Here is a 19,720-nt window from a genome sequence, read left to right on the forward strand (position 1 = left end):
ATATGACAAACGAATGGGTTATGTGCCTTGTCCATTGAAGAACACATCAATCGTACTTGGTGCACCAACTAGGCTGGAGCGGTAGGATAGACGTGTATATTTGAGAAAACGCTGCGGAACCAATACATCCACTGACCCGGACAAAATGCCCGTCACCGTCGTCACATCCGTGTACCAGTTCGAACCGTTCGCACTGATCTCAACGCGAGCATCTACCCGGTTTACACCCGGTCCCCTATTGTATACAAAGAAAGAATACGTACCAAATACACTAGTGGTCACTGCTGGAAGCGGTGTAAAGGTGTTAGCCGTCGGGGTGCTAATGAGCTGCGACTCCTGAAAACTCTTCTGTGAAATGGACGTCACACTGCTGAGTGTCCCTGCCGTAATCGTAGCGCCGAGCACGCTGGTGATCGTTCCGTTTAACAAGTTCGTCAGTGTTCCTGCTGTAATCGTTGCTCCAAGTACGCTTGTAATCGTTCCGTTCAGCAGATTGGTCAGCGTACCTGCAGTGATTGTTGCTCCAAGCACACTCGTAATCGTACCATTCAGCAAGTTCGTTAAAGTTCCCGCTGTTACTGTTGCTCCGAGCACACTGGTGATGGTTCCGTTTAATAAGTTCGTCAGTGTCCCTGCGGTCACTGTGGCCCCAAGCACACTGGTGATGGTTCCGGCTGTGATCGTCGCTCCCAATACACTGGTGATCGTACCATTCAGCAAGTTCGTCAGTGTCCCTGCAGTCACCGTGGCTCCGAGCACGCTGGTAAGTGTACCATCAAGCAAGTTCGTGAGTGTTCCTGCTGTTACGGTTGCCCCGAGTACACTTGTAATGGTTCCGGCTGTGATCGTTGCTCCCAATACACTGGTAATCGTACCATTCAACAAGTTCGTCAACGTACCTGCGGTCACTGTAGCTCCAAGCACACTGTTGATCGTACCTGCCGTGATCGTCGCTCCAAGTACACTCGTAATCGTTCCGTTCAGAATGTTGGTAATGGTTCCGGCGTTAATTGTAACCGTGGTCAGACCTGAGATGTTACTGATGGTTCCGTCCAAAATAATACCAACCACGTTCCCGCTCGTATCCGTTCTGACAGGCTGGGCTGTGCCTGTACTATCCTGACCAAAAATCAACGTTCTCAGATTATCCGGATTCGTATTAAACGTTGTAAAGTTAGGCATGTGTCTCGTCCTCCTCCCTGGTCAAATCTGTGAGATCATACTCCCTTACGGCATACGCTGTGCCTGAAAGTAAACATCGAGCCGGGTCGGCTGATTCGGTTCAACGGATCGAATGGCAAGCCGGGTATAATGCAAAAAACGCAAGGGTACCAGCGCTTTGGTCTGTCCTCCCGCGACCACCTCCTGGCTGTCCACAGCATAATCCACGGCATTGGGGCTGATCTGGATCTGTACAAGAGCCGGATGTTTCCCCCGATTCACAACGCCATAGGTATACATGCTGAGTGATGAGGTGTCTTGTGCCGGGAGTGAATCCATGCTGTTACTGGTTTCGGCTCCGACATACGTATGCTCTGTAAAACATTGAAAAGCACCAGGGAGTTTCGTACGTGAGGAAGCACCCTGCTTGAACCGGGGACGAGTGATCCGGGAACAAGGAGGTTTCAGCAATTTAGCGCGGCAGGAAAGACGGGAGCGGCGGCGACTGACATATTTAGTTGGTTGCTTCTTTCTCTTCTTGCTTCGCTTCGCTGTTCGACTCATCTCGATTTCCCCTTAAAAAATGTGCTTACGCATCGTATGCCCGGATTGGAAATACGGGCACGGCAACCGCCGTTATTTCCAGATATACGGTTCAGTCCCCAATCCCTTCTTCTTCATTACACATACACTGCAAGTACAATGAAATGCGATTCAAACGGATTATTTCTCAAAATGAACTGGTTTATGGGAGGTGGATGAGATAACCAACTATAATGTATTCAACCAATCCAATGGTCCTCTGTTTACTCAACTGACCAATACCTTCTCGGCACCTGGAATTGAAGCTTCACCAGACAGCGGTGCAGCTGCTGCAGGCAGCTTTTTTGCCCTAACGACCAACAATTCCTCGATTCCTTCCAACCAGAACCTTCTACTACAAGTCGTGAATGCAGCAGGTAGCGGAAGAACTTTGCGAATCTCCGGCCTCACCGGGGGAACTACAGCAGCAGCTACCCTGGTCATCTACTCTGGTGGAACGGTGACTGGTGGGAGTACACCTGTACCCGTCAATACACTACTTGGAAACACGAACACCAGTGTAGTTTCCACAAGGCAGAATACAGGTACATTGGGTGGTGCCTTCACGAGCCTAACCAGTATCCCGCTGACAGCAGGTATGTATTTACTCAATCTGAACGGCTCAATTATTGTTCCACCAGGACAAACATTATCCATAAGCGTAGGTACGGGGAATCAGACTGCAGCCATTAACCTGTTCTGGTGGGAATTCTGAGTGTGATTATATGTAGAAGGTGGTGTAACCAGTGCCAAACAATAATGTATTTAACCCGTTAAGCCAGCCCGTCTATACGTCGAATACCAACACATATACCTCTCCCGGCATTGTTGCCCCACCGGAGAACGATGCCGGCAATACAGGCAATCTGTACAATGCAGGTTCCACCAATTCCACAACACTGGGGTTGCTGGGAGGAACGGTGATCGCCACCGTACAATTGGCCAATCCCGCAGGGAGTGGGAAAACCCTATACGTATCACGGCTCTCCGGCGGAATCACGGTATCACTCAATCTATTATCTTCCTTCAGTGGTTCCATGAGTCTGAGCGCGAATGGAACACTGACATCGCCCACCACACTAACATCAGTAAACAGCAATCTTTCCAGCAGCAATACCAGCGTAGCCACGGTACGGTTCTCTGCTGCTACACCTTCAGGAGCGACCCCATTGATGGCTATGCCCCTTCAAGCAGGGCCGTTTCTGTCCAATGAATATGGCCGTTACGTGGTTCCTCCGGGTCAAGCCATTAATCTCTCTGTCAGCGGATCACTTTCGGTTGGAGGACTGATGGCCTCCACTGCTTATTTTGCTTGGTGGGAAGTATGATTCGTTCAATATATAACATTCTAGGATAGCAAACGGCCGACACACATTAAAAAGAACCGGCATATGCCAGTTCTCGCCATGTTTTAATCTCTTTAGTGTCTATCTTTCTTATTTCCCTAAAAGCATATGGATTTGTACTTCGAAGATCGAACCATCAAAAAAGCACTCTATCATAATCCGTTACCTCTACCGATTGTTCAGCACAGAGCATAATGAATTGCTCCCACTCCGGTTTTAATAAGTTATCTACACTTATACCTTCTAAGTAGTTACGAGAATGTAATGGCCACCTAATGTGGCGGCGACACGTAAAAATTCATGCTTGCAGTGTGTTATATTCTCACGGACATAAAATCGATTCATTTAAGATCAAAAAGAGCACCCGTATGGATGCTCTCTAAGAATGAGTAAAACGATGATTTATTATTCAATGCACTTCTTTCTTTTTGTCCATTTCAGCCCATACTAGATAAATAATTCCTAGACATAGTGCAATTATTTCTGGGACAAAAGAAAAGGATCTAGTAACTGACAAAGCGTACTCAAACATACCCTCACCTAAAACATTATCTTTGCGGCCCATAATTGCCGCAACAATAAAATGTGTACTATTTCTCGAAATAAACAATATGGCAGAGATGACAAGGAGGGTAATACCAGCTGCCCGTTTATTCATATAATCATTCCTCCTTGGTATCAATAGATTGGTTTTAATTCGGAACTGTATCAGTTTCCATTATTACATAGAGCCCATCAGGCAATCCTGCATTTCCTTTTTTCGCGATATAAACGTCTAGAAAATATGTCTCATCAGTTATTTTCACATTGGTCTTACCATCGAAGTTCCATAGTTCTTCATACATTGTACCAAAAGAATTACTCATGTTGGGAGTATATTGCATCCATGAGTATTTTTTTGGAGGTATTGGTTGAGCAATTGAATCAGTGTTAGAGTATGAGTTGCTCCACGATGCCCCATGCTTGTCGTATCTTATTTACATGTAAGTTGGCTTCCCTCGGCTTTGGTAAAACCATGATTATCTCCTCACTCTTTTATGGTAGGAACAGCTAGCTATTAAGAGAGTCCCAAGTTTCAATATGGCTAGTTGTCTGACTGTGGATACAATGATGTTAGGAATCGGATCAAAGCTGTCAGTCCAATTCCTGCGGAATAGTCTTTTTTGCATCAGACACCAGAGGCTGCTTCCCTTCCCACAAGATGTGCTGTAGTAGTATGCCGGTAAGACCAATTACCAGCGTAGCGAGACCGATATATTGAAAGGTGGGGCTCGGCCCAGCAACTCGAATGAGCGCTCCACCTGCAAGTGGAGCTACAACCAGTACAACACTGGACAGTGAATTTTGAATGCCGAAGACGCGCCCTACATAAGCAGGAGGGGTCTCTTTTTGCAGCAAATAATTCAGTGTTACCATAAAGAGTCCATTACCCAGCCCGATGCAGAGGCCCCAGATAATGACCCAAATTTCGGGTGTTTGTGGGCCGATCCACCCCAGCGCAGCAATTCCGGCACCCACGAACAGATATCCTCCACCCAGCCCCCACCCATACCCAATTCTCGGCAAGCGATTTAACAACAAAATGATAACAACTGCCCCGGCTCCTGCCGAAGACCCCAACCAGCCGAGCAGTGATTCATTACCCGGCTTGATCTCCCGAAACAGGGTCGTAAACTGATAATCAATCATGAGAATGGCCATGAGTCCAAAACAGCCGAACAGAATCGTGCTCAGCACGGTGCGACTGCTCTGAATAAAAAGCCAACCTTGCTTCCACTGGGAGAACAAGGATTCAGTTCCATCCTTTTCACTAGCAGCACTTCCGTCTGATTCAACGGACTCCGACTTCTCCACCAAACGCCGCAAGGGCCATAATACTGCGCCTGACAACAGGCGGGTACAGGCATTAATGACAATACAGATTTGTGGTGAAAAGAAGGCCAAAATGACTGCACCCAGAAGTGGTCCCGCCACTTTCGAACACTGGCTCACAAAGCCGTTAAGAGACGATGCCTGAAACAGATGCTCCTCTGCCACCACCTGGCGGGTTAACGCCTGCTGAGCTGGAACGTGAAAAACTCCCATCATGGCCCGCAGGACAAGCAGTGGAAGCAACCATATCGGGCTTGGTGCGAATAAAATAGCAACGGTTAATCCCACGGTGATCACATCACACAAGATCATGATCTTTACTTTGTGCAGTCGATCAGCCAGGGCGCCTGCAAAGGAGCCCAGCAGTATGCCTGGGACAGCCATACATACAGGAATCAGCGCAATGATCAGTGGATCGGCGCCCCAGCGGTAGGCCACCATCACCTGGATGGCGAGTGCATCGAACCAATCTCCAAACGTAGCCAACGAGTATGCGATAAACATGCGGACAAACCGGAGATTAGTCCATAAGCTTTTGGAAGATTCCGCAGATAAGGCGGTTAATTCGGTGGACTCATTGGATGTGGATTCATTAGAAATGACGGTCATACATGTACTTCCTCCCTTGATTACAGCCAATTGTGGTCTGTATGTTCCTTGGCTGTAATCATAAAGGAGTTATATCAGAGGAAGATCAGAGGATGGGGAGGTAGGAGATAAAAAGTTACGTATTTCATCTACAATTTGTGGTCCATATGCGGGTACACCGTAACTTTTGCCGATCTCTGCATACACTTGACGATACTTACTGCGAAGTCTGCCTTCAATTCGATGATGACCCAGGAATAGGAGAATCTGATATGCAGCATTCAGATATAGCGGTGCGTTCAGCGACATCTTCAATACGTCTAGGCCATCATCCATTCTAAGTTCCGCTTCACGAACTCGTCCTTGCCGAAGCAACCATAACCCCTCCATCACCTGAAAACGTCCGATCTCTCGCAGATAGGGTGCATCCTTCAATCCTGACCGCAGGACTGCCATCTGGGCCTCAACAGCTTCACCGCTGCCACCCCACAGTTCCACATATAACGCTGCAAGTGCTACAGGCAGTTTGAAATTAACTAACTCGTCTGTCTCTATTACACGATATGTTTCTTCCAGTTGCTCTTTGGCACGTTGATATTGGCCCACCTCTACATAGACTTCGATGATGTTCAGAATGCGGAGTTCGCGAAGCTGATCGACAGATAATGCCGATGAATTCAGCGCTTGTTCATACAACTGAATACTATCCGCTGGCTCGATCAGGGGGTGCACGAAAATCAGTAGCCAATATAGTCGCTCCTCAAAGGGAATTTCCTTTGTTGTAATCAACCATTCCAGATCTCCCTGTATAAAACGGATATACAACTGATAATAAGGGGCAATCTGAATGCCGAGTGCTTCCTGCTGTTGAACCAGGGTCTGTATGGCGTTTCCCTGCCCAAACACGTGATATTTACGAAGTAAATTATGAATGGCATCCTGCATTTCTGGGTCCTGAACAGAAGGGCTAGGAGGTAGAACGGACTTGTTCTCTTGCACAGCAAGCCGATAACCGTATCCCCTTACCGTATCCAGACTGATCTCGTTCCAGTGCTTCAGTTTCTTGCGCAGGCGATAGATATGATCGTCCACGGTGCGTTCAACCGGATATTCAAGCGGCCATACCCGATCCAGCAATTGGCTGCGAGTGAAGGCTTTTTCCTTGTTTTCATACAGAAAATGCAGTAGTGCAAATTCCTTGGCGAGCAGGCGAATGGACTCTGTACGCCGCGTGACCGTATATGTTCCTTCATCCAATTGCAAAGACATGCCTGGTTCCTCCTATTATGTATAATTCGCTAATCCGAAATCGTATAGATTCATTCCACTTTCTTCAACGTGTTCAACATACCATAAAAACCCTTTGCGAGAACGCAAAAGGTTTTTATGGTCTAATTTATAGATGGCTTAGATTGTGGATTACGGTAAGTATATCTGTTCTTCCAACAAGTGTTCCCTTGCCTTACCCCAGCACGACACGATCATCTGCCATTTTTTTGCCGCTAATCCGTTCGAATTCACCAAGCAATTCAGGTACAGTCAACGTACGCTTCCGCTCTTCGCTGACATCCAGAATAATTCGGCCTTTGTCCATCATGATCAGACGGTTACCCAGACGAATGGACTGCTCCATATTGTGCGTTACCATCAAAGTAGTCAATCTCATCTCTCGCACAAGTGTCTCCGTTAGTTCCGTGATCAGTTCAGCACGTGAAGGGTCAAGGGCCGCCGTATGTTCATCCAATAGCAGAATTTGTGGCTGGGTAAACGTAGCCATTAACAGGCTGAGTGCCTGCCGCTCCCCGCCAGACAAGAGACCCACTTTTGCATTCGGACGCTTCTCCAGTCCAATTCCCAGCTTCTCCAGTTGGGTGTTGAAAATCTCCCGTCTGGCACGGGTAACTCCGAAGCCCAGTCCGCGTCCTTTGCCACGTTTATATGCCATCGCCATATTTTCTTCAATGGACATATGTGGTGCTGTTCCTGCCATTGGGTCCTGAAACACCCGACCAATCCAGCTACTGCGTTTATGCTCCGGCAGGTTTTTAATGGAGCGGTCATTGATCAGCACATCACCCATATCCGGCTTCATCACACCCGAAATGATGTTCATCAGCGTGGATTTACCCGCTCCGTTACTGCCAATCACCGTCACAAAGTCTCCCGGATTCATCGTCAGATTCACACCAACCAGCGCGGTCTTCTCGTCCGTTGTGCCTGGATTGAACAGCTTGGTTACTTGCGTAATCTCCAGCATGATCACATACCTCCCTTCGCCTGTTGACCACCGGATCGCATCAACTCTTCCGTTCGTTTGCGAGCTAGACTACGCTGCTTCATGGAGCGCTGCATAGTAGGGAATACCAATGCAATAATGACAATTACAGCGGTGATCAACTTCAGATCAGATGTATCAAACCATTCCACTTGAAGGGCAAGCGCGACCACAATCCGATAAATGATTGAACCAACGATCGCTGCAAGTGTAGCCCAGAATACCGTTCTTGCTCCAAGAATAGCTTCACCGATAATCACGGAAGCCAGTCCGATAACGATCATGCCAATGCCCATCGTAATGTCCGCAAAGCCTGATTGCTGTGCAATGAATGCACCAGACAGGGCAACCAACCCATTGGATAAGCTGACTCCTACAATCGTAGTCACATCCGTGTTTGCACCAAAGCTGCGAATCATGCGTTTGTTATCACCTGTCGCACGAAGGGCCAGTCCAACATCTGTTTTCATGAACAGATCGAGCATGATTTTAAACACCAGCACAACGATGATAATTAGCACCATGACATGCTCACCTGAGAATGGATTATCCATACCCATAATGGATTTATTCGGTGCACCAAGGATACGCATATTAATGGAGTAGAGCGCGATCATCATCAAAATCCCGGATAATAATCCGTTGATTTTTCCTTTGGTATGAAGCAGACCTGTACAAGCCCCAGCCACCATGCCGCCAGCCATTGCCGCCAAACAGGCGAGCCAAGGAGAGAAGTCATTGGAGATCATAACCGCCGCGATTGCGCCTCCTGTTGTAAAACTTCCGTCTACGGTAAGGTCAGGAAAATCGAGTACGCGGAACGTAATATATACACCAAGTGCCATCAGTGCATATAAAAGCCCCAGCTCGATCGCCCCTTCAATTGAATTCCAGCTTATACTCACACTACTTCCTCCCTGTCTATCGAAAAGAATGAGGCGAACCCGTTGCACGTCCGCCTCGCATCCATACTGCCGGATTACACTCCAGTCAGATTATTGAATAATGTTGTTTTCCTGGTCTTTAACTTCCGCTTTCATCTCATCCGTAACCGTGATACCTTGGGCTTCAGCCGCTTTCAGGTTCAGGATCAGATCCAGTTTGTCCGGAACGGTGACTTTCATATCACCAGGTTTTGTACCATTTTTCAGAATGTCCGCAGCCATCTCACCCACCTGATATCCATGGTCATAATATTTGAAGCCAACGGTTGCGAAAGCTCCTTTTTCAACGGTATCCCGATCACTGGAGAAGAACGGAATTTTATTACTGTTTGCCGTTTGGATGATCGTATCAACCGCACTCACGACAGAATTATCAAGTGTAATGTAGAAGGCGTCTACTTTGCCAACCAGAGAGTCCGTTGCCTGTTTTACTTCAGATGTATTCGTAACTGGTGCTTTCACCAGCTTGATATTATGTGTTGCCAGCGCTTTTTCAGCGTTATCTGCCATAACCACCGCATTTGGTTCGCCTTCGTTAATGACCAAGCCTACCGTTTTCACATCCGGCAGATTTTTGGCGATAAAGTCAGCCAATTGTACGATAGCCTCCGGATTCGTATCCGATGCACCTGTAACATTACCGCCCGGCTTGTCCATATCGGTCACCAGTTTGGCACCCAGTGGGTCTGTTACTGCTGCGAACAACAATGGCTTGTCCTTCACTTGTTGAGCCAGAGCCAGCGCAGATGGTGTTGCGATGCCGAGTACGAGATCATTTTTGGAATCACCCGAGATTTTCTGTGCAATGGACAGGTTGTTCGTCGAATCACCTTGCGCATTATTGTAATCGATTTTGAGGTTCTTGTTCTCTTCAATACCCGCATCCTTCAGGGCCGCGATGAAACCTTCACGTGTAGCATCCAGGGATGGATGTTCAACAATCTGCGAGATGGCAATCTGGTATGATTTTTCCTCGCTGCCTCCACCTGTTGTAGTCCCTGATCCTTCGGATTCCGAGCCTGTACCGCTGTTATTTCCGCAACCTGCTGCAACGATCATTGAAGCAACCATCATCAGTGACATCCAAAATTTCTTTTTCATGTGTGAGAACCCCTCTCCATCTTATAAAATGTGGTTACCCTTATCGAGATTCCATTGACACGATAGGGCGGGACAAAACAAACGCTTCAACGCATTGTTGCTTTGATCGACAAAAGCAGACAAATATAGACTTTTCTCATGCGACTGAAGTCCATGACCCGTGTTGGTGTTTTATTGTTCCCCTAATATTAAGGGGCGTCCCGATATCCGTCAATGGTTGAACCGCTTCCAATTTACTTTCATCGTATGGTTGTGATAGAAAACATTACATAAAACATAAAAACCACCCACATTGTTCTGTAGATGGTCGCCATGGGTAAAACAAAATAAGGTCCTACTCATGAAAGTGGAGTATGAAGTCTTCTTCTAATCTCGTCCACAAGTATTGTTTTCTCCGCTTCCGATATGGCATCCGCGATCAATTTTCGTGCTACAACAGGCGCAATCCAAGGTTCGATATCTGCATAGCCAATACCGGACAACTTCTCATACTCCTCCATAAAGATGCGAATGCTGGAATAAAGGTATCATGCTCTCGAAGGAGTATGTTACCCGGGTTGGGATTACCGTGACATAGTTGCTGCTTCATGGGTAATTGATAACTGGGCAATCACGGCAGCTTTCTCCGCTCCAGACAAGTATTGTGCTTCATCATGAGATTTTTCATATTTAAAATTTTCAAAAAAAAAGAGGCATCCCTCCCAATGTACTTTGGGTATGGTCGCCTTATATCAATCAAAGGATAGCTCCAGAGTGCTTATTCCTTTTCTTTTTGCAGTTCCTCTAATTCAGATGAAGTTAGTCCGGTAGCCTTAATAATTGTAGCCTGATCAAGACCTAAAGTGAGCATATTCATTGCGATTTTTCGCTTGCTCTCAGCTTCACCTTCTTTGATCCCTTCTTTGATTCCTTCTTTGATCCCTTCTTCGATTCCTTTTTGAATTCCTTCCTCCATGCCTTTCTTGAGACCCTCTTCTCGTGCGCCCTCAATCATGGAAGCTTCGTCCCATAGAAATTTCTGACGGTCGATATATCGTTGACGTGCTTGCTCATCCTGGCTCAGAAACTCCAATACACTCATGGCTTTTTTCAAAGCCGGTTCGGGTTCGTGCATCATTAACGCCTCCCAGCTTGATTTAGTCATTCCTTTCAGAAATAACAGCCAACGTACCAATCCATCCTTTATTTGAATATTTTCATCATTGAGCTTTGGTATTTCCATAAAATGAATCTCTATAACATCCGTTAACGGAATATCAGTTTGGTCTTCTCTTAAATGAAATACGTTGTGGTACTGATCATTAGCGAGCATTTTGAAATTAACAATGTTGATCGCTACGCATTTTTTGAGTTGACTATATCTCTGTCCTTCAAGTAATTGTCCGGAATATTGTTTACCCCAATAGAACAAAGTCCTCTTCTCTAAATCATACTGATTAAACAACTGCATTTCAACATTAATTAGCTCACCTTGATCTGTTTTGGCCCGTATGTCCAGTATGGACTGTTTATCTCTCGGTGTATCCTTGTCCAGATAAGGGTTGATTAACACAATCTCGGTCAGTAAAGATTCACCTGCATTTTTGAAGGTATGATTCAGAAAAGCCAAAAGAACATCCTTATTCTCTTCACTTCCAAAGATTCGTTTGAACACATAATCGTTCTTGGGATCAAGCAACTCTGTCATTATTATTCACTCCTACGCGCAAAATGGACAGGATATATCTGCTGAAGTATCAGCAGATATAAGGATGCGAACATGCACTGGATGTTAGCTCCATTATAACACGCATCGCCATACGTAAATAGCGTTTATACGTAATTCATTACCAGAAAAAGAGACTATTTCGACGAATCGAAACAATCTCTTTGTATAAACCAGTTAATTCCCCGACGCTTCGCGAATCTCATACTTGCACCTTTTGCCGCCATCGGCGTAACATTCGGTACGCTCTACCTCAGCTTGAAGTAGCGAGCGAAACAGTTCCAACTCACAGCGGCAAGCCTGCTTGTAGACACTCGCGACTTGCACAATCGGGCAGTTCATTTCCGTAATGACGTAGGTTCCATCGTCTTCTCTGGACGCATCCGCCATATATCCGTTGGTATTCTGGATTCGCGCGAGTTCCTCCACCCGTCCGGCCAGATCCTGGCCCTCCATCTGTGGCAATCCGCTGCGAAGTAGTTTGTCCCGGCGACTCTCGAACAATGCATCTACCACACCGCTCCCGGCTGAATCAGACAATTCTTCAAGCAGTTCCAGCGTAAGGGAGGAATATGATTTTGGAAAAAAGCTGTCCCCGCGTACCGTCAATTGGTACACCGAGGACGGGCGTCCGGCCGTAGCCCGGGCCTCCCTAACCTCAATCCATCCGTCCTGCTCCAGTGCCGTCAGATGACGGCGAATGGCCATGCCGGTCAGGCCCAGATCAGCTGTCATTTCCCTCGCGGTCAATGTGCCTTGCTGCTTCAGCATGAACAAAATCCGTTCACGCGTCGTTCGTTCCTCTTCGCGCTTCACGATCAGCACCTGCTCTCCTGCTTATGCGTGTACCGGTGCTGCCTCCCGGCAGGCATCCGAGCAAAAGCGGTTATGCGTCTCTTCGCAATCCTCACAGCTTACATGCTGCAGGTTGCAGGTTGGACAATTAATATATCGGTCATGTGTCGTTCCACAGTGATAACAGCTGGCAATGACGATATCTTCTTCTGTCCGGTTAATCGGTACAGAGATGCGCTCGTCAAATACGTAACACTTGCCATCGAACAGATGGCCTTGTACTTCCGGATCTTTACCGTACGTGACAATACCGCCGTCCAATTGAGCCACGTCCTGGAATCCTTCATTGATCATGAACCCAGTCAGCTTCTCGCAGCGAATGCCGCCAGTGCAATAGGTAATAATCGTTTTGTCCTTCATGTCACCCAGGTTCTCGCGGATCCACTCCGGAAACTCACGGAATGACTCCACATCTGGACGAATGGCCCCGCGGAAGTGACCAATTTCGTATTCATAATCATTGCGACCATCGATAACGATGACATCATCACGTTGCAGATGTTCATGGAACTCTTTCGGTGAGAGGCGTTTGCCGCTAATCACATTTGGATCAAGGTCATCGTCCACGCGGAACGTAACCAGCTCTGCTTTGTGACGAACAAAGATTTTTTTGAACGCATGCTCTTCCACATCATCAATCTTGAACACCATGTCGCTGAAGAGCGGATTAGCCAGCATATCTTTCATGTACTGTTCCGTCTGTTCTGGCGTTCCGGATACCGTACCGTTAATGCCTTCGGATGCGATCAGAATACGGCCTTTCACACCAAGGTCCTTACAGTATTGCAGATGCTCTTGTGTAAATGTCTCAGGGTCTTCAATCTTCACGAACTTATAATATAAAAGCACGCGGTACGCGCTGTTACACATGTATATCACCTGTTCCTATTCCATGTTGTTATTAGCCGGATCATCCGGCAAGACGACTACGTTGCACCCTTACTGTTAAAAAGAAAATAAACAGCCGCCCGAAACATCGTCTCGAACTGCTGCCTTACATTCGACTTTTATTCCTGCATTCTAGTTTATCGGAAGCGGAACAGCTTAGTCAATATAAATGTATAGAAAGGGATGAAAGATATGGAACATATCTGTCTGCAACAATCATCCTATTCTGAGATCGTAATGACAGAGGTTACAAAGTGATACGATTCATTCTCCAATACCGCCTGCGATAACAGGATTTTATTGCCTTTCGGACTCCAGGCGAGTGGGTCAGAAGCGTTGTCCATATCCGCCGAGATCTGGAACTGTTCTGCCGACTCCGTATTGGAGACAAACAGCCCTTTCTCATTATCATTCTCGGAATTAATGGTGTATGCAATCTTGGTATCATCACCCGACCAGCTTGTGCCAAAGATTTGCGTGCCTCTGGCGAGCGTGGCCTTCTCATTGCCTTCCAGATCGGTGAGCACCAGCGCCCGTTTGGTATCCGCTGTTCTTTTCACAATCGCAAGCCTTGTTCCATCATTAGAAGGGATGACCCACTCCACACTTTTCAGCACCTGTTTCACTTCACCCGTCTTCGCATCGTATGCATTCAACTGGCCGTCTTCCCCTGTAATATAATAGAGCATATTGCCTGACACCTTGATACTCCGTACATTGAAATTACCTGTCTCCACCAGTACCTTTGTTGTGCCATCTACACTTGCCGAGATCAGATCACCCTTCATATTGGGGAAAACGACATGTTCATTATCCAGCCACGCGCCCTCTTGGATGAATCCATCCTCCTTACCAGCAGGGGTTGTCTCCCCGTTATGCAGGTTCAAGAAGTAGCCTTTGCCCGTATTTTCCTCCGGCTCCCGATAGAATAAGTACTGACCATCCGGTGACACTAGCGGTGCACCCAGGCTGGCTTCACTTTCCTTAAGCGGCGTGTCTGTGCCTTTCGTCAGATCATACATATATAAGTTATGCGGGTATCTTTCCTGACCTTCAACCGTGACGGGTTTCAGGGACTTGTTCTCCTTGTCGGATACAATCCAGTCATCACTAAGCCATGCAATTCCGCGCATATTCGGCAATTTATCAATCTTCTCCAGCTTGAAGCTCTGGTACACGGACGTGTTGGTATTATCTTTTACCGTAATATCCGTGCCCGTTTTCCCACCTTGTGCGTTGCCCCCCGGCTCCGTTGTTCCCCCGCATGCCGCTGTCGTTAACAGGGCAATGGCTCCAAACGTGCCCATAGCTGCTTGTTTCCAATTCATGATGGTCCCCCCTGGTTTCTCTTGGTATAGACCAAGCATACACATCGCATACTTCCAAAGTTATTCAGACTTGTTTCGAACTTGTAAACTTGAATCAGCCAAAGGGAACATGAGCTGGAACGTCACACCTTCCCCATCTTCTGGATCGCCCAACAGCAGGGTGATTGTACCGCCCTGTTTTTCAACAAACTGCTTCACGAGAGATAGCCCTAGCCCGGTTCCACCGGTTTTTCTGGCTCTGTCTTTGTTCACGGTATAAAAGGGTTCAAAAATCTTCTCCTGCGCCTCTGCCGGAATCGGCGTACCCGAGTTATAGATGCGAATGACCGCTTGACGCTCCTGCATCCGCAGTTCACTCTTCACCCGGATCACACCATCTGGAACGTTATATTTGATGGCATTATCCAGCATATTGATGAAAATATGCATAAGACTCTCCCGATCACTGCGGATCACTGCCGGTTCAAGTTCCAGTTCCATGTTCAGCGCGAACTTCTCCGCTTTGCCCCGCATCCGGCCACAGGCATCCTTCAGTAGAGCGCTGACCTCTACATCTTCGGCCTGGTTCTCGAAGTCATACTTCTCCAGGGCAGATAAATGTAAGACTTTCTCGACCATCTCGTACAGCCGCTCCGTTTCTTTGCCAATGTTACTTGTGGCATCATCAAGCAGTTGCGGATCATCCTTATACATGTCGAGCAGCTCCACATAAGCTTTGATCGATGTCAGCGGTGTCTTGAACTCATGGCTAATGTTACCGATATATTGTTTCTGCTGCTGTTCCAACGCCTGAAGTTTCTCAATCGCCAGTTGCAGCTTCTGCTGCTCCGCATGCATGGCTGTGATATTTTGCTGAATGGATGTACTCATATAATAAATGCCCTGCCCCAGCTCCCCCAACTCATCCTTGCGCTTTAAAGGAGACTCCGTAATGTAATTCCCTTCGCGAATGGAATCTGCGGACTTTTTCAGCCGAGTTATCGCAACGGCAAACCGATTGTAGAACAGATAACCTAATATGAAGCTCAGCGCCACAACCGCAATCCCTGCCCACATAAATAGTTGAAGGATACGGGCATAAAAATCTTGGTAACTCTGGACCGGATACTGTATCCACACGGCACCCATCTGTCCATCCGGACCATCCAGCGGTGCAGCGTAGAGCAGGGTGTCCCCTTGTTCATGATAGGCAATTTTATTTTGCAGCGCATAGTCTAACGTTTCCTGAACGAGTTCACTCTCACCGGAGGCGAAGGATGCTCCCACCTGCTGACCTTTCATGTTATAAAGTGCTATTGGCAATCCGGTAGAGTTGGCCAGTTCCTGTGCCAGCCTGCGGCCATTTCGCTGTAAAAAAACGTCCTGATCGAGATGAACGGACTCGGTGTAGTAGGACTGTCGCACATTCAGATTCACCAGCCGTGTCTGCTGTGATAGAATACCTTCAATCTGTGACTGCTGATTGCGTTCAATACCGCGCAGGACCAGTGAACTAAGCACAACCACGGTTAGGATAAGCAAGGCTGCCAGAAAAACACTGAATTTCAGCTTGATGCTGACTCTCATATGGGCCCGCCTGTATCAGGTGCAGATGCTTTGTAGCCAATCCCGTATACGGTCTGCAATTTTTGCTGATCCGTATCTCCAATTTTTTTACGCAAACGTTGGATGTGAATGTCCACGGTCCGTGTCCCACCTGCATATTCCATGCCCCAGACCCGGTCCAGCAGATCGTCTCGTGTGTACACACGCTCGGGATTGGACATGAGAATGGTCAGCAGATCGAACTCTTTTGGTGTCAGATCCAGCTTCTCCTCATTCACGGTCACCGTGCGGTGAGCAACATGAATACGCAGTGTACCATTCACAATGGCCTGATTCTTCGAATCGTCAGGTGGTGGACTGCTTTTCTCGACACGGCGCATGAGTGCTTTCACCCTTGCGAGCAGTTCGCGGATCTCGAATGGTTTGGTCATGTAATCATCGGCACCCATTTCCAGGCCAACGATTTTGTCCACGATATCATTTTTGACCGTCAGCAAAATAATGCCGATATCCTCGTGGTCCTCCAGCCTGCGGCATACGCCGTATCCATCAAGCCTGGGCATCATCACGTCCAGAATCATGACCTGTGGGTGAAACGATGCGACCTTGACCAAGGCCTCTTCGCCATCACTCGCAGTCTCTACTTCATATCCTTCGCGCCGCAGCGCGTAAGCGATGGCACTGACGATACTTGATTCGTCATCTACCACGAGCACTTTTTTATTCATGGGATTCATCCTCTTTATCTATGTCATGAGTTAGTTTATGGGTCTATGTTAGCAAGGTCCTTGCTAATTAGCTATGGATGAGTTTGCAATTTGTATGAAAAGCTTGCATTCTCTCAGCTTGGACTTGGGTCTACTTTCTTTATACCCTAAAGGTAACAAAAAGAGCCAACCCGTGATTGGATCAGCCCTTGATCTATAGATTCCCGTTTCATGTTACTGTTTAGGCAATAACTTATTGATCACCTCAGCATTTACTCCTCAAATGACAGATTGAGCGGCTCGTCCGACATCTCGTATTCTGTCTCCATATGTGTCAGCGGTGTGTTCAGATCCACTTCCTCGAAGCGGAAGCTATCTACCCACACTTTTCCTTTACCGTTCAAAATAACCCCGAATGAAATGACCGCGCTACCCTCCGGTACATCAAGCACAATACTATACTGATTCCATGGCTGCGTACCCGTAATTGGCCGATCATGCATATTATCAAATTGGAGTACATCATGGACGTTATTATCCACACGCATCCATAATCCACAAAAAGCATCCACACGCTCGGTCTTCACGAATCCCGATAATTTCATCCGCTTGCCCACATACTTGTCCGCTCTGAACTGTTGCATCATTGTTGCGAACTCGTTAGGCTCCATCGGCGTAACGGCCTTCAAATATCCTGAAGCTTTCCCCTGATGCACTTCGGCTGGATCAATGCCCATCTCATAATTTTGCGGGTGACTTCCCGTTAACATCCAACCTGTAATTGTTGACGTCTGATTCATCTGTAATTCTCCTCCTCTGGTTCTTCCTTCGAATAATTTCAGATCAAACAATTTGCGAAAACGTCCTGGTGGCATGCCATATAATTTGCGGAATGCGCGGGTGAAGGCTTCCTGACTCTCAAAACCACATGCCAGAGCGATGTCCAAAATGCCCGCATCCGTCGATCGGAGGGTCGTGGACGCCAGACTCATCCGGCGATTGCGGATATAATCCACCACGGTCATGCCCACCTCATTACGGAAAATTCGATGGTAGTGATATGGCGACAACAACGCCACGGATGCCACTTCTTCCAGTCCAATCTGCTCATGCAGATGAGTCTCAATATAGAACAAACTTTGCTGAATCATTGCACGATAACGGCTCAACTGAGGTAAAGCCCCCTTCCATATCCTTACTATACGTGAATGATGTAACCGCCGTTTTGATCATTTTTGCTATCTTTATTTCTGCTTACCTCTGCCGGAGATGCAAAAAGAGCCAATCACGGATGGAATCCTTTCCGTAATTGACTCTTCTGGGAAACTGCTGCCCTGTGGCTACTCTAGAGCCACTTCATTGATCTACAACAGGTTCATTTATATCTTTGCACAACATTCTTCGTCAGACAGCCGGTACCGGCTGTGTACCAACCTCTTCGTCATCATGCTCCACCAGTTCATGTTTCTCCCAAGCTCTACTCTTCCAGCGGAAGTACATAATGACCGCGCGGGTCCACTCATCCGCCGCAATGGCAAGCCACACACCCGCGAGCCCCAGATGAAGCTTGAATATGAGCAGGTATCCCAGTGGCAGACTCATGCAAACCATGGAAATCAGACCCATGTATACCGGGAACTTTGCATCCCCTGCCGCACGCAGTGAACCAATGATCACAATATTGCAAGTACGCCCCGTTTCGAGCAAAAGACTGAGTAGAATCACTTGAGCACCCAGCTTGATAATTTCCGGATTATCCGTAAATATGCTCATCAACGGCACACGGAACAGAATAATGATTACATCAATGATAACCGTGGCCAGAAGGGCCCATTTTACACTGTCAAAAACACGTTTGTACGCATCGTCTTTGCGCCGCGCACCCACAAGCCGGCCTACAATGATCGATGTCCCCATACCAATCGCCATGCTGAACAAGTAGATATAGCTGGAGATATTACCTGCATACTGTTTGGTTGCCATAGCTTCTGCGCCCAGATAGGTCACATACAGCGTGAACACGAGCTGGCAGGAATGATATACCATGGATTCCATCGCAGACGGAATGCCAATCCGCAGAATTTTGCCAATAAAATGTTTGGACAACTTGATGTAGTATTCGAAATCCACCCGTACCTCGCTCACACGATACAACAACCAGAAGAAGATCAGCAGGCAGATAAACCGGCTTCCCACCGTGGAGATCGCTGCCCCTTCCACCCCAAGCTTCGGCAGGCCGAAGTGTCCAAAGATCAATGCATAGTTACCAACAACGTGAATCACGTTCATGAATACAGCAACATACATCGTTTCTTTGGTGTAACCATGTGTACGAATCGTCGCAGCCAGCGCATTAATGAGCGCCTGGAGGAAGATCCCGCCACCAACGATATTTATATACGAACGGGCAAAATCATAAATTTCGCCTTGAATGTTCAGGAGTGATAACAAATGTCCTCCGAACAGAAGGAAGATTCCGCTCAGGACCAGACCTACGATAAGATTCAGTGTGATCGCATTACCCGTAACTTGTGCTGCTTCACTTAACTTTTTGGATCCGATATATTGTGCGACTACAATCGCAGCACCATGTCCAATGACTTCCAATACAAGGATAGCGATAGAAATAATCTGATTGGCTGCTCCAACGCCGGAGACCGCATTATCGGACACCGAGCTGAGCATGAGCGTATCCACGCTCCCCATCAACATAAATAAGAAGAGTTCCAGGAAAATAGGCCATGTCAGTCGAATCAGATTCAGATCCTTGGCATCAGAACGAAGAGACTCTTTGGTTGAGGATATTGCTGTCATTTTCTCACC

Annotated in this window: 19 protein-coding genes; 2 read left to right on the forward strand and 17 right to left on the reverse strand. The window is 47.3% G+C overall.

Annotated features, from left to right (window positions below):
• Nucleotides 1-18: 18 nt before the first annotated feature.
• On the reverse strand, nt 19-1,182 hold the full coding sequence (locus tag AC4E8D_RS30110) for a DUF6385 domain-containing protein (RefSeq protein WP_260632658.1): 1,164 nt from the start codon (nt 1,180-1,182) through the stop codon (nt 19-21).
• Between the two features lie 45 nt (nt 1,183-1,227).
• Nucleotides 1,228-1,725, reverse strand: coding sequence for a DUF6385 domain-containing protein (locus AC4E8D_RS30115; RefSeq protein WP_221819759.1), 498 nt, complete (start codon nt 1,723-1,725; stop codon nt 1,228-1,230).
• A 190-nt stretch (nt 1,726-1,915) separates the two neighbouring features.
• Between AC4E8D_RS30115 and AC4E8D_RS30120 the strand changes: the two genes are divergently transcribed.
• Both AC4E8D_RS30120 and AC4E8D_RS30125 read left to right on the forward strand, forming a co-directional pair.
• Nucleotides 1,916-2,458 (forward strand): hypothetical protein, encoded by a 543-nt coding sequence (locus AC4E8D_RS30120; RefSeq protein WP_221819760.1) that lies wholly within the window; start codon nt 1,916-1,918, stop codon nt 2,456-2,458.
• A 31-nt stretch (nt 2,459-2,489) separates the two neighbouring features.
• A complete protein-coding gene (locus AC4E8D_RS30125) occupies nt 2,490-3,071 on the forward strand; it encodes a hypothetical protein (RefSeq protein ID WP_221819763.1) in 582 nt (193 codons plus the stop codon).
• A 427-nt stretch (nt 3,072-3,498) separates the two neighbouring features.
• Here the strand turns inward: AC4E8D_RS30125 and AC4E8D_RS30130 are convergent, their stop codons facing one another.
• From AC4E8D_RS30130 to AC4E8D_RS30200, 15 genes are all read right to left on the reverse strand, one after another.
• Nucleotides 3,499-3,747, reverse strand: a complete 249-nt coding sequence (locus AC4E8D_RS30130; protein WP_221819765.1) for a hypothetical protein — start codon at nt 3,745-3,747, stop codon at nt 3,499-3,501.
• Between the two features lie 476 nt (nt 3,748-4,223).
• Nucleotides 4,224-5,570, reverse strand: a complete 1,347-nt coding sequence (locus AC4E8D_RS30135) for an MFS transporter (RefSeq protein WP_449003706.1) — start codon at nt 5,568-5,570, stop codon at nt 4,224-4,226.
• A gap of 69 nt (nt 5,571-5,639) precedes the next feature.
• The gene (locus AC4E8D_RS30140) at nt 5,640-6,818 is read right to left on the reverse strand and encodes a winged helix-turn-helix domain-containing protein (protein WP_490205621.1); all 1,179 of its coding nucleotides are present in this window, start codon (nt 6,816-6,818) and stop codon (nt 5,640-5,642) included.
• A 193-nt stretch (nt 6,819-7,011) separates the two neighbouring features.
• Complete coding sequence (locus AC4E8D_RS30145) at nt 7,012-7,806, reverse strand: ABC transporter ATP-binding protein (protein WP_490205622.1); 795 nt, start codon at nt 7,804-7,806, stop codon at nt 7,012-7,014.
• Between the two features lie 2 nt (nt 7,807-7,808).
• Complete coding sequence (locus AC4E8D_RS30150) at nt 7,809-8,669, reverse strand: ABC transporter permease (RefSeq protein ID WP_397376247.1); 861 nt, start codon at nt 8,667-8,669, stop codon at nt 7,809-7,811.
• 150 nt (nt 8,670-8,819) lie between these two features.
• Nucleotides 8,820-9,869, reverse strand: coding sequence for an ABC transporter substrate-binding protein (locus tag AC4E8D_RS30155; protein WP_221819778.1), 1,050 nt, complete (start codon nt 9,867-9,869; stop codon nt 8,820-8,822).
• A 338-nt stretch (nt 9,870-10,207) separates the two neighbouring features.
• Nucleotides 10,208-10,369, reverse strand: coding sequence for a hypothetical protein (locus tag AC4E8D_RS30160; RefSeq protein ID WP_221819780.1), 162 nt, complete (start codon nt 10,367-10,369; stop codon nt 10,208-10,210).
• 257 nt (nt 10,370-10,626) lie between these two features.
• Nucleotides 10,627-11,556 (reverse strand): Rpn family recombination-promoting nuclease/putative transposase, encoded by a 930-nt coding sequence (locus AC4E8D_RS30165; RefSeq protein WP_221819783.1) that lies wholly within the window; start codon nt 11,554-11,556, stop codon nt 10,627-10,629.
• 195 nt (nt 11,557-11,751) lie between these two features.
• The gene (locus AC4E8D_RS30170) at nt 11,752-12,399 is read right to left on the reverse strand and encodes a helix-turn-helix transcriptional regulator (protein ID WP_221819786.1); all 648 of its coding nucleotides are present in this window, start codon (nt 12,397-12,399) and stop codon (nt 11,752-11,754) included.
• 12 nt (nt 12,400-12,411) lie between these two features.
• Nucleotides 12,412-13,299 (reverse strand): oxygen-dependent tRNA uridine(34) hydroxylase TrhO, encoded by an 888-nt coding sequence (gene trhO, locus AC4E8D_RS30175; RefSeq protein ID WP_237177890.1) that lies wholly within the window; start codon nt 13,297-13,299, stop codon nt 12,412-12,414.
• A 239-nt stretch (nt 13,300-13,538) separates the two neighbouring features.
• Nucleotides 13,539-14,645, reverse strand: a complete 1,107-nt coding sequence (locus AC4E8D_RS30180) for a TolB family protein (protein WP_490205623.1) — start codon at nt 14,643-14,645, stop codon at nt 13,539-13,541.
• A gap of 60 nt (nt 14,646-14,705) precedes the next feature.
• Nucleotides 14,706-16,211 (reverse strand): sensor histidine kinase, encoded by a 1,506-nt coding sequence (locus tag AC4E8D_RS30185; RefSeq protein ID WP_490205624.1) that lies wholly within the window; start codon nt 16,209-16,211, stop codon nt 14,706-14,708.
• Nucleotides 16,208-16,918 carry a response regulator transcription factor gene (locus AC4E8D_RS30190; RefSeq protein ID WP_490205625.1) on the reverse strand — a complete coding sequence of 237 codons (711 nt, stop codon included), beginning with the start codon at nt 16,916-16,918 and terminating at the stop codon, nt 16,208-16,210. Before AC4E8D_RS30190 ends, AC4E8D_RS30185 begins: the two co-directional genes overlap by 4 nt.
• A gap of 251 nt (nt 16,919-17,169) precedes the next feature.
• Nucleotides 17,170-18,048: a helix-turn-helix transcriptional regulator gene (locus AC4E8D_RS30195; protein ID WP_449003714.1), complete on the reverse strand. Its 879-nt coding sequence runs from the start codon at nt 18,046-18,048 to the stop codon at nt 17,170-17,172.
• A 253-nt stretch (nt 18,049-18,301) separates the two neighbouring features.
• A complete protein-coding gene (locus AC4E8D_RS30200; RefSeq protein ID WP_221819799.1) occupies nt 18,302-19,711 on the reverse strand; it encodes an MATE family efflux transporter in 1,410 nt (469 codons plus the stop codon).
• Between the last annotated feature and the right edge of the window lie 9 nt (nt 19,712-19,720).

Source organism: Paenibacillus sp. SRL342 (genome assembly GCF_984798905.1).

Excerpts from the sequence above, each read along its gene's own strand:
- AC4E8D_RS30110 (WP_260632658.1), bottom strand. The coding sequence starts at position 1,182 with ATGCCTAACTTTACAACGTTTAATACGAATCCGGATAATCTGAGAACG.
- AC4E8D_RS30155 (WP_221819778.1), bottom strand. The coding sequence starts at position 9,869 with ATGAAAAAGAAATTTTGGATGTCACTGATGATGGTTGCTTCAATGATC.
- AC4E8D_RS30150 (WP_397376247.1), bottom strand. The coding sequence starts at position 8,669 with ATGGCACTTGGTGTATATATTACGTTCCGCGTACTCGATTTTCCTGAC.
- AC4E8D_RS30165 (WP_221819783.1), bottom strand. The coding sequence starts at position 11,556 with ATGACAGAGTTGCTTGATCCCAAGAACGATTATGTGTTCAAACGAATC.
- AC4E8D_RS30185 (WP_490205624.1), bottom strand. The coding sequence starts at position 16,211 with ATGAGAGTCAGCATCAAGCTGAAATTCAGTGTTTTTCTGGCAGCCTTG.
- AC4E8D_RS30145 (WP_490205622.1), bottom strand. The coding sequence starts at position 7,806 with ATGCTGGAGATTACGCAAGTAACCAAGCTGTTCAATCCAGGCACAACG.
- AC4E8D_RS30180 (WP_490205623.1), bottom strand. The coding sequence starts at position 14,645 with ATGAATTGGAAACAAGCAGCTATGGGCACGTTTGGAGCCATTGCCCTG.
- AC4E8D_RS30130 (WP_221819765.1), bottom strand. The coding sequence starts at position 3,747 with ATGAATAAACGGGCAGCTGGTATTACCCTCCTTGTCATCTCTGCCATA.
- AC4E8D_RS30140 (WP_490205621.1), bottom strand. The coding sequence starts at position 6,818 with ATGTCTTTGCAATTGGATGAAGGAACATATACGGTCACGCGGCGTACA.
- AC4E8D_RS30115 (WP_221819759.1), bottom strand. The coding sequence starts at position 1,725 with ATGAGTCGAACAGCGAAGCGAAGCAAGAAGAGAAAGAAGCAACCAACT.
- AC4E8D_RS30195 (WP_449003714.1), bottom strand. The coding sequence starts at position 18,048 with ATGATTCAGCAAAGTTTGTTCTATATTGAGACTCATCTGCATGAGCAG.
- AC4E8D_RS30135 (WP_449003706.1), bottom strand. The coding sequence starts at position 5,570 with ATGACCGTCATTTCTAATGAATCCACATCCAATGAGTCCACCGAATTA.
- AC4E8D_RS30190 (WP_490205625.1), bottom strand. The coding sequence starts at position 16,918 with ATGAATAAAAAAGTGCTCGTGGTAGATGACGAATCAAGTATCGTCAGT.
- AC4E8D_RS30160 (WP_221819780.1), bottom strand. The coding sequence starts at position 10,369 with ATGGAGGAGTATGAGAAGTTGTCCGGTATTGGCTATGCAGATATCGAA.
- AC4E8D_RS30200 (WP_221819799.1), bottom strand. The coding sequence starts at position 19,711 with ATGACAGCAATATCCTCAACCAAAGAGTCTCTTCGTTCTGATGCCAAG.
- trhO (WP_237177890.1), bottom strand. The coding sequence starts at position 13,299 with ATGTGTAACAGCGCGTACCGCGTGCTTTTATATTATAAGTTCGTGAAG.